General features: G+C 68.5%; 6 protein-coding genes and 1 tRNA gene. 2 read left to right on the plus strand and 5 right to left on the minus strand.

Annotated features, from left to right (window positions below; translation table 11 throughout):
* Positions 1–57: 57 nt before the first annotated feature.
* Together pbpC and Q0263_RS13150 are read right to left on the minus strand one after the other, a co-directional pair.
* Complete coding sequence (gene pbpC / locus Q0263_RS13145; RefSeq protein WP_298016909.1) at positions 58–2,244, minus strand: penicillin-binding protein 1C; 2,187 nt, start codon at positions 2,242–2,244, stop codon at positions 58–60.
* On the minus strand, positions 2,241–8,246 hold the full coding sequence (locus tag Q0263_RS13150) for an MG2 domain-containing protein (RefSeq protein ID WP_298016912.1): 6,006 nt from the start codon (positions 8,244–8,246) through the stop codon (positions 2,241–2,243). The genes pbpC and Q0263_RS13150 overlap by 4 nt, the downstream gene beginning before the upstream one ends.
* Before the next feature lie 167 nt (positions 8,247–8,413).
* On the opposite strand from Q0263_RS13150, the gene Q0263_RS13155 reads away from it, so the two are divergent.
* Positions 8,414–8,492 (plus strand) — tRNA-Ile (locus Q0263_RS13155).
* 191 nt (positions 8,493–8,683) lie between these two features.
* The gene (locus Q0263_RS13160) at positions 8,684–9,223 is read left to right on the plus strand and encodes an XRE family transcriptional regulator (RefSeq protein ID WP_298016915.1); all 540 of its coding nucleotides are present in this window, start codon (positions 8,684–8,686) and stop codon (positions 9,221–9,223) included.
* Between the two features lie 31 nt (positions 9,224–9,254).
* Here the strand turns inward: Q0263_RS13160 and Q0263_RS13165 are convergent, their stop codons facing one another.
* Genes Q0263_RS13165 through Q0263_RS13175 form a run of 3 tightly spaced genes read right to left on the minus strand, consistent with a single transcriptional unit; the run spans position 9,255 to position 12,042 of the window.
* Positions 9,255–10,529 carry a TRAP transporter large permease gene (locus Q0263_RS13165; RefSeq protein WP_298016918.1) on the minus strand — a complete coding sequence of 425 codons (1,275 nt, stop codon included), beginning with the start codon at positions 10,527–10,529 and terminating at the stop codon, positions 9,255–9,257.
* A gap of 34 nt (positions 10,530–10,563) precedes the next feature.
* Entirely contained in the window at positions 10,564–11,058 is a 495-nt protein-coding gene (locus tag Q0263_RS13170) for a TRAP transporter small permease subunit (protein ID WP_298016921.1), read from the minus strand.
* A gap of 9 nt (positions 11,059–11,067) precedes the next feature.
* Complete coding sequence (locus Q0263_RS13175) at positions 11,068–12,042, minus strand: TRAP transporter substrate-binding protein (RefSeq protein WP_298016924.1); 975 nt, start codon at positions 12,040–12,042, stop codon at positions 11,068–11,070.
* Positions 12,043–12,050: the final 8 nt, after the last annotated feature.

The following is a 12,050-nucleotide window of genomic DNA, read 5'->3' on the forward strand; positions in this document are numbered from 1 at the left end:
TGCCCCGATGATGACATATTTCGGCGGCAGCCTCGTGACCGCATATGTCCGAGGCCTTCAACGGTTCGACGCCCAGGGGCCGGCGCGCACCGTCACCCGGGCCTGATCCAGCACCCGGCCGGCGGCATCCCGCAACTGGAAGACATGCAGACCGGGTCGGGGCGCCCAGTCCGGCGCGGCGCCCGTCCCGTAGGCCTCGCCGTCCAGAAACCAGCGGACGTCGGACGCCGGGCGCGACAGGGCATCGACCGCCCGCACCCGCAGGCGCTGGCGGTCCCACGGAATGTCCGGATCCAGGGCGATCAACGTGCCGTCGACCGGCTCGGCGATCCTGGGGCGGCCGGCGGCCGCGGAATCCAGGCCGGGCGGAGCGAACACCGCCTGGGCGGTATCTCCCAGGAAGTATTCCGTGCGGGCCGGCTCCAGGCCGGCGGCGAACGTCACCGGCGCCGGGGTCACTTCGGCAGGCCGGGCCGGCCCCGAGGACGAAGCGGGCCGCGCCAGCCAGTCCATCAGATCATGCCAGATCGGTCCGGCCCCGCTGACGCCGGATACATTGCGCATGCTGGCCCCCGCGCTGTTGCCCACCCAGACGCCCACGGTATGGTCCGCCGACCAGCCCACGCACCAGTTGTCGCGCATGTCGCGGCTGGTGCCGGTCTTGACCGCCGCCCAGGAGCGCGTGGACAGGGGGCTGTCCAGGCCGAAGGTGCGGGCGCGCGCCTGGCGGTCCGCCAGGATGTCGCCGACGATCCAGGCGGCGCCTCTCGAAAACAGGGGCTGTCCGGCCTGCGGCCCGGCCGCCCGCATCGGCACCGGCGCGTAACTTCCGCCCCGCGCCAGCGCCCGATAGGCATTGGTCAGGGACAGCAGCGTCACGTCCGCCGATCCCAGCGCCAGGCTGTAGCCGTAATAATCCCCGTCCCGCGTCAGCGGCAGGCCCAGGGCCTCCAGGCGCTGCGCCAGCACGTCCGGACCGACCAGCATCAGTGCGCGCACCGCCGGGATGTTCAGGGAAGAGGCCAGCGCCACGCGCGCGCTGACCCAGCCGCTGAAGTGGTGATCGTAGTTGTCGGGAATGTACAGTCCGCCGCCGCCGTCCAGATCCAGCGGCTGGTCGTCCAGCAGGGATGCCGCCGTCAGGCGCTGCTCGTCCAGCGCCAGGGCGTACAGGAACGGCTTCAGGGTCGAACCGGCCTGGCGCAGCGCCTGGACGTGGTCCACGTCGGCCGCCTCGGACAGCCCGCCGGACGAGCCCACATAGGCCCGCACGGCTCCCGACCGGTTGTCCAGCACGACCACGGCCGCATCCGTCACGCCCGTGCCCTGCAGATCCCGCAGGTGACGGCGCACCGAACGCACCGCCAGCCGCTGCAGATCGGCGTCCAGCGTGGAGCGGATCTCGCCGTCGGGCGATACCTGACCATCCCGGATCAACTGGCGGGCCCAATGCGGCGCCAGGCCCTCCGCCTGGAAACGGGCCGCATGCGCGCGCGACAGCGACAGGCCGATGAAATCCCTCAGGCCATCGCAGCCGTCCGGGCGCCCAAGATCGCGCAGCAAGGCGCAGCTGCGCTGGGCCAGGACCGGCAGCGGCGCATTGGGCCCGCGCAGCAGCACGGCTGCCAGAGCCGATTCGCGCAGCGTCAGCCCCGAAGCCCGCTTCCGGAACATCACGCGCGACAAAGCGTCCACGCCGCGCAGCTCGCCCCGATAACTGGCCAGATTCAGATAGGCCTCCAGGATCTGCGCCTTGGTCCAGGTCGATTCCAGCCGGCGGGCCGCCTGCATCTGGTCCAGCTTCTGCCAGATCCCCCGCCCCTGCGGTCCGCGTCGCAGGTCCGCATCCAGCATGGCGGCCAGCTGCATGCTCAGCGTCGACGCCCCCCGTCGGCCGTCGCCCCATGCCGCATCCCAGGCCGCCGACGCGCTGGCCAGCCAATCCACGCCGCCATGCTCGTAGAAACGGCGGTCCTCGGACTGGATCACGGCCCGCTGCAAGGCGGCGGAAATACCGGTCAGCGGCACCCAATCCCCGCGCCGGGCGGAAAAATCCGCGCGAACGCGCTGGATCTCGCGGCCGTCCGCCGCCAGCACCCGGATGTCGGACGGACGCCAGGACTGGCGCACGGCCGCATAATCCGGCAAGTTTCCGGCGGACAGTTCCGGATCCGCCGCCGGCGCTGGCTGCGGCCACAGGGCCGCCGCCAGCAGCCAGACGCCCAGGTAGCGCAAAGAGATCAATCCGCCGCCACCCGGACCGGATCGTTGGGCAGGCTGCCGAACACATCCGGCTGGTACAGGGCTTCGATCCGCGTCGGAGGCAGCTGATAGTCGCCCGGCGTGTTCAGCCTCACCGTGTATTCCAGGGTCTGGACGCCGGCGTCCAGGACCTCGAAATACGCCCGGTACATGCCGGCATCGCGTTCGATGAACGTGGGACGATCCCAGAACGGCTGATCCCCGGATTCCCCCTGGACGGCAATGGCCGAATCCCGCCCCAGGCCGCCACCCAGGATGGACGCCCCGGCGGGCACCGGATCGCTGATCACCGACCAGACCACGGGCTCCCGGCTATGGATGCGCAGGCTGACCCGGTAGACGTCGCCCACCGACCAGCGGTCAGGACGGGCGCGGGACACCGCCGTGACGGTGCGTTCCACCCGCATGCCGGCATCCACGGCCCGGGTCTGCGGCACCGCCGCCCGGGCCGTGACGGTCGCCCAGCCGCTGCCGGCCCCTTGTTGCGCCAGGTCCACCGTCCCCTGGCGGGACGGCGGCCAGGGCAGCTCCAGCGCCTGGCGATGGATGCCGTCGGCCCGGGGCATGTCCGCCCAGGCCAGCGTCCGCGCCGGAGCCGGGGCCAGCGTCACCGATACGCTTCCCTGGCCGGCCTGCTTTTCTTCCTGGCGCGCATAGTCGTTGACCGCCAGCACCCCCAGGACATTGGCGGTCGTCGTCGACCAGGCCCCGCCGCTTTGCAGGGACAGCAGGCCCGTCATCAGACGCGACAGATCCGCGCGCCATTCGGGACGCGGCAGGACCGTCATCAGCAGGCGCGCCTGGGCCGTCGCGACGTTGCTCATCAGCCACCAGCCCTGGTCCGCCGTCGCATCCGACAGAACGAGGGACGTGCCGTGACGGCTGAGCCGCGCCCGCAGCACGGCGTCGGTCTGCGCCAGCAAGGCGGCGCGATCCGGCAGCCCGGGCACGTGCTGCAGGATGGACAGCCAGGTCACCACGGCGGGCGTCGGCCAGTCGCTGACGTCCAGGGCGAAGGAATCCAGCATGCCCGGCTGCCAGGCCCCCGCCAGGGCCAGGGCGTCGACGGCGATCAGCTTGCGCCAGAACAGGTCCTGCGCCGGCGCCCAGGCGGTCTCGTCCAGGCGGCCCAGGACGAAATCCTGCAAGGCGGACAACATGCGTTCCCGGGCCGGGACCGGCAGCGCATCCGCCCAGCCGAGCGCCTGCGCCCGCGCCGACACTTCGATCAACTGGGCCGTCAGGATCACGCTGCCGCGCCCGCCGGGAAAATACGTCAGCAGACCGGCCTCGTCCTGGTAATCCGGCAAGCGCTGCATCAGCGCCTTCCAGGCCGCCGCGTCCCGCATGCCGACGGCCTTGGAACTGAGCTGCTCCATGCAGGTGTAGGGATAGGCCGCCAGCCAATCATGCACTCCCGGCAACGTGCCTGCGAGACTGGATTGCAGTTGCACCGTCACCCCGCCGCGCAGCCCTCCCCGGGCATCCTTCAAGGCCTGCGCCGAGGCGTCGACCGGCAGGCGCTGCGGCGCGCCCTGGCGAATCTGCAGCAAAGTCGCCTGGCGCACCGTCACGGGCACGGCCGCCTGCAGCGTCTGCCGCACCTCGATCCGGTCGGCCGCCCGCTCGCTGCCCTGCCGGGTCTGCGCCGCAAAGGTCCATTGCAGGGTCTCGCTGCCCTGATCGCTCCCCAGCAGCGGGGCCTCCACCGGCCACTGCAGGGTGGCGGACGAACCCGCCGCCAGGTCCAGATCCTGCGCCGGCAGCGATTGCCCGGCGCCGCCCGCCCCCTGAGCCTGCGCCGACACCGTCAGCGGCAGCGCCGTTTGCGTGCGGTTGCGCACCGTGACGCGCGCCTGATAACGGTCGCCTTCGCGCACCACCTGGGGCAGGCCCGAGATCACCTGCAGATCCTGGGTGCTGATGATGTCGGTCGAACCGGCGCCGAAGCTGCCCTGCCCGTGGTCGACCACGGCCACCAGCCGGAACCGCGTCAGCGAATCATTCAGCGGCACCCGGACCCGCGCCCGCCCCTGCTCGTCCAGGGTCAGGTCGCCGCGCCACAGCAGCAGGGTGTCGAACAGTTCCCGCGTGGCCCCGAACCCGCCGCCGCCGCCCGCCGGCACCGCCTTGCGGCCATAATGCCGGCGACCCACGACCTGGCCCTGGCTGGTGGCCGTGCTCACGCCTTCATCGCGCTCGACGCGCATGGCGTCCAGCAGGTCCCAGCTGCCGTTGTCCATCAGTTCCAGCAAGGCCGCGTCCACGGCGGCAAACGCCACCCCTGCGCCCGCCGCCGGCTTGCCGTCGGGCAGGAAGGCCTGGATCTCGACCTGCGCGGTGTCGCGCACCTGGTAGGTGTCGTGATCGGCCTTGACCTGCACCTTCAGGCGATCGGCGTCGCCGCTGACGCGGATCTGCGCCAGGCCGAAGCGGAACGACGGCTTGGCCAGATCGACCAGCCCGGTCGGCGCCGGGGCGTCATCGACCTGGGCCGAGCGCGCGCGCGCCCAATCCAGCGGATGGCGCCAGCCCCAGTCGAAGAAGGAAGACCAGGGCACGTGACGGATACGGCCGCGCACCGCCAGCACCGAAACATAGACGTTCGGCCCCCATTCCGCTTTCACCGGCAGGCGCACCACGGGTTGATCGCCATCCAGGGACACGACATGGGTTTCCAGTACGCCTTCGCGTTCCACGGCCACCAGGGCCTCGGCCCGGCGAAACGGCATGCGCACGGTGAATTCGGCGGTCTCGCCCGGCTTGTAGCTGGCCTGGGACGGAATCACGTCGATGCGGTCGTCGTCGCCCCCCGCGAACCAGTTCTCGCCGCCCCAGACCCAGATCGACGTCGCCGCCCGGGACACGCGGCCCTGGGCATCCCGCGCCTGGGCGAACAGCTGGATTTCGCCTTCCCGATCCAGGCTGACCGGACATTCCAGCAGCCCCTTGGCATCGGTCTCGCCCTGGCACAATGTGCCCAGGGACGCGACCTGATCATGCGTGTCGTAGGCGTAGAACCCGCCCACCAGGCGCTTGCGCGTCGAATACGTAGTGCGAACCCGGCCGTCCAGTTGCATCGGCACCCCCGCCTGCGGACGGCCCTGCGGATCCACGGCCAACAGCTTGACGGTCGAGGTTTCCTGGCGCGCCATCCAGCGGCCAGTCTGCAGCCCCGCCACGACGGCGGACGGCCACACCTGCGCCGTCTGTGAAATCGTCTGAATTTCCCCGTTGGGATCGGCGAACGAAGCTTCGAACAGCCAGGACTGCGGATCCCGGACGGCGGGCAGATCCTTCAGTTCGATCCGCGCCGCGCCCTGCGCATCCAGGCGCACCGGGCGCTTGTCCAGGATCAGGCGGCGCAGCGTGTCGGACGAGGCCTGGTCCGCCTTGTCGCGCAAGCTGTCCGGCACCCCGAAATTGAAATCCGAATAGGCGTCGAAACCGGGAACCAGAGGCTGCGCCACCGCCGACAGGGAAGCATCCAGATCCCTCGCCGGGCCGCCGGACTGCCAGGCCAGCTGCAGGTCGGCCTGCACCGCTGCCGGAGCGACCAGGGGGCCGGCGGCCGCGGGCGCATCGCCGCCCGGCGCGGCGCCCGCCGGGGCCGCCTGCGCCGCGATCTTCAGCGAGCCCGTCAGCAAGGGCAGCTTGAAAGCCTCGACCCGGAAGCTGCCGGCGTACAGGGTCGGCGTCCAACCCTCGTCCCGGTCTGCGACCGCTTCCAGCTGAATGGCGTATTGTCCCAGCCGCGCGGTGCGGGGAATCGCGTAATCCAGCAAGGCATACAGCCCGCCGCTGGGGCTCAGCCGCCACTTCAACGGCAGCTTGACCACGTCGCCGGAACCCTCGTGCACAATGTCCACCGTCCCGGGCAGGCAATCGGGCTTGTCGGCCGCCAGGCAATCGGTCGGCGGATTGCGCACCCCGTCGCGCGTCAGATCGCGCAGGAACAGCTTCATCGACACGGTTTCCCCCGCCCGCAGCAGGGTCCGGTCCAGCACCGCATGGGCCACCTGATCCGGCGCCGCCGACCGGCTGACCGGCACGTCGAAGCGCCAGGGCTCGATGCCCTGGTCCCAACTGGACCAGGCGAAGGAAAAGTCCGCCTGGCCGTGCGCCGCCGGATGATCGGCGGCGATCCGCGCCGTCACGAACACGCCCGACTGCCCCGTGCCGTCGCAATAGGCGTCAGTCGGCACCGCCCCCTGCGAATGCCAGAGTCCCCGATCGTCGGTCTCGCCCTGGCGGATGCGGGTGCCGTCGCAGCCCAGGATCGCCACCTGGGCGCCGGACACCGGTTGTCCGCCGTCCAGCGTCGTCACCCAGACCAGGGCATCGTCGCGGCCGGTCTTGACGTGCACCGCCAGGTTCGTCACCAACACGGCCGAGCGCACGTACATGACGCCGCCCGGCTTGCCCTTTTCCGCCAGCAGCCTCGCCCCCAGCCGGGGGGACGCGGCTTCCAGCACGTGCAGGCCCGGCGCCGCCACCGGCACCCCGATCATTTCGATATCCTTGCCTTCGGCATCCCGCAGCCCCGGCAGCGTCAGCGCGCGCGCCGCGTCCTGCGGGCCGAACACGGAGCGCGAACGCACGTCGATCAAGGGCTCATCCCGCTTCGCATCGCGCGCGGGGCGCGACGCCAGCACGTCGGCGAACTGGCCCGCCGTCATCTGCCCATCCTGCAAGCGCTGGACCTTCGCCATCCACTGCAAGGCCTGCACATCGTCGGTCGTCACATGATCGTCCACCCGCCCGGCGGAGATCATCATGTCCCGGGTGCGCAGTTGCGGCCCGACCCTGCGCAATGCCAGCGGCACCACGGCCGGCAGCTCCTGGGCCGGCGTCCCGTCGGCGAAGCGTTCCACGATCCCGAACGGTCCGGAGGCGAATTTCACCAGAGGCGGCAAGGCGTCGACGGACACGTCCAGGGGGAAGCGGGCGGCATTGGCCAAAGGACGGCCGGCGTCATCACGCAGGTCTTTAGGCAACACCAGACGCAACGTGGCGCGTTCCGGAAAAGGCGCGCCGAACGTCAGGCTGGAGAGCGCGTCGGACGCCGCCCCGTCCGCATCGGCCTGCACCTGGCGCGGGCCGTCCGGCGTTTCCAGCCTGACCTGGCTGGCCAGCGCGCGCGGCACCGGGCTGGAAAACGTCAGGCTGATCGGGAACAGCGGCGAACACGGCGCCTGGGCGTTGACGCGGGTGCAGTTCATCGTCGCCCGGAAGGGATCGCGGACCTTGAAATCCTGCGCCAGCACCGCCCGGCCGACCATGCCCGGCTGGCCGGGCAGATCGGCGGATTTCACCCCGGGCCCCACCACCAGGCGCACCTGGGCCGAGGGCGGCAGCAGACGCTTGCATTGCAGCAGCCGGGCATCGTCCAGGCGCTGGGCGCTGTTCCGATCCCAGCCGATGGCGCGCAGGATCTGATCGCGCTGATCGCCGCCGACGATGCGCACCGGCACGGATTCCCCCAGCCCCTGGACCTCGCAACGCGCATGATCCAGAATCGACTGCGGATCCGTCGCCGTGTTGAAGCGCAGGACGAACACCTGGTCTTCCGCGATCCGGTCGCCCCAGGGATACGACAGCTGCGCGCGCGGCCCGCCCGTGCTGAAAGCGTAGGTCTTGCCACTGTCCAGCGGCCGGCCCTGCAGGTCCCGGAAATCGGGGTTCGGATCCGCCTGGCAGGACACGGCGCCCGCCAGCGGCTTCTCGAAGGAATAGACCCAGTGCTGCGGGTCCACCCAGCGGCCCGAGCCCTTGGCCGCATCCGAGTCGCACAGGATCCGGTACGGGTCCGCCGCCCCGTCATCGCCCAGCGCCACGGCCGGCGCGTCGAAGTCCGCCTGCGCCTGCATGATCCGGGCCATCGCGCCCTGGGGCGTGAAGCGCGTCACCTGCGCGGCGGATGCCGAGACGGCCCAGCCCAGGGCCAGGCCTGCCAGCAAAGTACGGGAAAGGATCGGATGCATGGGACGGCCCTGGTCTGTTGTTGTTCTGCTTGCGCCAGGCCCGACGCAGGACGCCCGAGCCAAGCAGCGATGCAGGCAGGTTACCATCCGCCCGAGGCCGTCACCAAGGCGTCTTATGCGATAATTCCCGCTTTCCCGGCAGCCGGCCATTCGCGCCCGCCGCCCACGGGCCTCTAGCTCATGCCTGGTTAGAGCAGCGGACTCATAATCCGTTGGTGCCGAGTTCGACTCTCGGGGGGCCCACCAGAATTATCCTGCTGAATCCGCGCCTCATCGCCACCCTGCCCGGTGGCGATTTCCGTTTCCGGGGCGTGATGCGCTCTGCTTGTCCACTATAGTGCCACCAGGAAGCATGCAACGACTATAATTTCACTCGGCCCACCTGCTCCCAATCTCATAAAGGTCCCCTTATGCGCTCCAATATCGGAAACAGGCTATTGGAACTTCGCAAAGAAAAGAATCTCACCCTGCGAGACGTCTCCGAGCTGAGCGGGGTCAGCCGATCCATGCTCTCCAAGGTCGAGACCGGGCGCTCCTCGCCCACCGCCACCACCCTGGGCAAGATCTGCGAGGGCCTGGGCATTTCGATTTCCCAGCTGGTGGGCGGCGTGGCGCCCCGCGACGTCATCGTCATGCGCGATGGCGAGCACCCGGTATTCCGCGTGCCCAAATCGGGATTCGAACGCTGGTCGCTGTCGCCCATCAGCGAAGCGCGCACCGTCGATTTCGCCATGAACGTCCTGCCTCCGGGGCGCAGCTCCGGCTATTTTCCCCCGCACCAGGAAGGGGTCGAAGAAACGATTTACGTGATCTCGGGAAAGATCACCCTCTGGCACGGCGAGTCCACCTACGATCTGGACGCGGGCGATTCGGTGTACTACCGGGCCCACGTCCGCCACCGCTTCGACAACGCCTCGCCCACCGAAGAGGCCAGATTTTTCGTCGTGGTCAACAACAACGGCACCGGCAGCTTCTGATCGCATCCCGACCCCTCCGGGGCCGCGCGGGCTAGCCGTAGACCAGATCCCTGAGCGTCAGGGACAACGCCGGAAAATAGGTGATCACCGCCAGGCACAGCAGCACCACGACCACGAACTGCACCAGATTGGACACGATCCTGTCCAGCGGAATATTGGCCACCGAGCAGGCGGCGAAGAGATTCACCCCGAAGGGCGGCGTGATCATGCCCAAGGCCAGATTGACCACCATGATAGTGCCGAAGTGGATCGGGTCCACGCCGAAATGCATGGCCACCGGAGTCAGGATCGGGGCCAGCACGATCACGGCCGCGCTGGTCTCGATGAACATACCGATCATGAACAGGGCCAGATTGGTGATGATCAGGAACATCACGGCCGAATCCATATTGAGCTCTATCCAATGGCCGATCGCGGCCGGCACGCCGGCCCGCGTGATCAGGAAGGCGAACAAGCCGGCATTGGCGATGATGAACATGATCACCGTGCTGGAGATCACCGACTTGCGCAACACGCTCGAGAGCTCCTTGAAGCCGATCTTGCGGTAGATCAGGGCGCCCACCACCAGCGCATAGAACACGGCCACGGCAGCCGCCTCGGTGGGGGTGAAGACGCCTCCGTAGATGCCGCCCAGGATGATGACCGGCATCAACAGGGCCCAGCCGGCCTGCCACGTGGACCGGAGGATGCCGAGGCGCCCGTCTCCATCATGCTTGCCCAGGCCCTTGATCTTGCAATACACATACACATAGAGCATCAGGGCGCCTGCGATGAAGACGCCCGGGCCGACGCCGGCGATGAACAGCTCGCCGATGGAAACCTCGGCGCTCACGCCAAAAAGAATCATGGGGATCGACGGCGGCACGATCACCCCCAGTTCCGCGCTGGTGGCCTGCAGGGCCGCGGCGTACGGGGTGGGATAGCCATTCTTGATCAAGGCCGGAATCAGGATCGAGCCGATGGCGAACGTGGTGGCGATGGACGACCCGGACACGGCGGCGAAGATCATGCAGGTGAGCACGCAGGTCATGGGCAGCCCGCCCTGGATGCCGCCAATCAGGCTCTTGGCGAAATTGACCAGTCGCTCCGAGATGCCGCCCGCCTCCATCAGATTCCCGGCCAGGATGAAGAAAGGAATGGCCGCCAGGGGGAACTTGTTGATGGCCGCGTACATTTCCTTGACGACCAGCAGCATATTGATGCCGGCCACCTGAATGCCCAGCACCGCGCCCAGCCCGATCGCCACCGCGATGGGGACGCACAGCGCGAAACCGATGGCCATGGCGATCAGCATGCTTGCCGTCATTGTCTGCCCTCCACAGCCGCGAATCGCGGCCGGTTCACGTTGCGGTTTCCAGTTCCAGGTGCTTGGGGTCGAGCATCTGGCCAATCAGGGCGAAAATGCAGAACACTCCGCCGATCGGCATGGCGATGTAGCCCCAGATCATCGAGATCGATTCCAGGCCGGCCATCGACTGCACCCGGCTGCGCAAGGCATAGTCCAGCCCCCAGGCGATAATGATCAGCACCAGCGAGAGCGAAGCCAGGAACACCACCCAGTCGATCGCCCGGCGCCAGCGCGGCGCGGCCAGGCGGCGCAGCACATCCACGCTCATCATGGCGCCCAGCCGGAAGGCTACCGGAGCCCCCAGGAAGACCATCCAGATCAGGCTCAGGCGGATCAGGATCTCGGTCCATTCAGCGGGCTGCGCCAGAACGAACCGCGTCAGTATCTGGAACATGGCCAGCGCGGCCGAAATCGCCATCATGGCGCAGGCGCCGGCCGTGGCCGCCTGCGTCATGCGGCTTTCGAATGCAAGGAATGCCCGCTTCATGGATGACGCCTACTTGAAGTCCCGGATGCGCTGGATGTTCCCGGCGCCGAACTCCCGCTCGAAATAGGCATTGGCCGAAGCCAGCGCCTCGATGAACGGAGCCTTGTCGACCGTCTCGATGACTTCCATGCCCCCCTTGCGCAGATAGTCCACCCCGCGCGCATCGTCGGCATCCACGCGCTCGCGATTGGCCCGGGTCCCTTCAACCGCGGCCTCTCGAAACGCCTGCTTGTCCGCATCGCTCAGCTTGGCATAGGCATCGGGGTTCATCAGCCAGACACAGGGCGAATACACATGCCCGGTCAGGCTGATGTATTTCTGCACCTGCTCGAACTTGCCGGCGATGATGATGGACAAGGGGTTCTCCTGACCATCCACGGTGCCCTGCTGCAAGGCGGTGAACACCTCGGGGAAAGCCATGGGCGTGGGGATGATCCCCAAGGCCTTATAGGCGCGGATGTGCACGGGATTTTCCATCGTGCGCATCTTCAGGCCCCGCAGATCCCCCGGCGTGCGCACCGGACGGACATTGTTGGTCATGTGGCGAAACCCGTTCTCACCCCAGCCCAGCGCCACGAAACCGCGGCCGGAGAACTTGTCCAGCAGATCTTTCCCGATAGGCCCGTCGAGCACTGCGCGCGCGTGGGCCTTGTCGCGAAACAGGAACGGCATGTCGAGGATCTTGGTTTCGGGCACGAAGTTGGGAATCGGCCCGGTCGTGGACAAGGCCAGTTCCTGCGTACCCATCTGCACGGCTTCCACATACTCGCGCTCGCCTCCCAGGGCGCCGTTGTAGAAGGTCTTGATCTGATAGCGGCCCTCGGTGCGCCGCTCGACTTCGCGGGCGAACGTGTCGATAGCCACACCCTGGTGGGAATCCTGCGACGTGGCAATGCTGATGCGCATCACGGTCTGGGCCTGCGCGGGACTGATCGCAATGCCGCCTGCCAGGCACAAGCCCAGCAACAGTCTGGTGGGTTTCATGATGTCTC

The organism is uncultured Castellaniella sp., from assembly GCF_937988725.1.
Lineage (GTDB): Bacteria > Pseudomonadota > Gammaproteobacteria > Burkholderiales > Burkholderiaceae_B > Castellaniella.